Here is a 452-nt window from a genome sequence, read left to right as displayed (position 1 = left end):
CATTGCCGTGCATCGCTTTCTCATGGGGTTGCTAGAGGTGTTGTTTTTAATTCTGGAAATGCAAATGCTTTTACAGGTCGTAAAGGAAGGAACACAATAAATGAAATTATATGTGCAGCGGCGAGTGCTTTGAAGGTTGAAGAAAATGAAATTTTTATAGCTTCTACCGGTGTTATTGGTGAGCCAATGGATGCATCGAGTATTGTAAGCCTTTTACCAAATATGGCGGAGACAGCAGAAGAAAGGAATTGGTTGGAGGCTGGAAAAGCCATTATGACGACCGCTACGTTTTCGAAACTTGCTACGTGCAGATTTGATTGGGGGGGGGAGAATGTTATTATTAATGGGATTGCAAAAGGTGCTGGTATGATCGTATCAGATATGGCAACGATGCTTTCTTTTGACGTAAGTGATGCAAAAATTTATTCGGATCTTCTTCAATCTCTGTTATT

General features: G+C 40.5%; 1 protein-coding gene. It reads left to right on the top strand.

Features of this window, described 5'->3' with window-relative positions:
* The coding region (locus tag J7R05_RS08095) for a bifunctional ornithine acetyltransferase/N-acetylglutamate synthase (protein WP_208541860.1) at window positions 1–452 on the top strand (452 nt) is incomplete at both ends.

This window comes from Bartonella capreoli (genome assembly GCF_902813205.1).
GTDB lineage: Bacteria > Pseudomonadota > Alphaproteobacteria > Rhizobiales > Rhizobiaceae > Bartonella > Bartonella schoenbuchensis.
The sequence above is the reverse complement of the archived record's forward strand: the minus strand, read 5'-3'. Positions and strand labels throughout refer to the sequence as shown.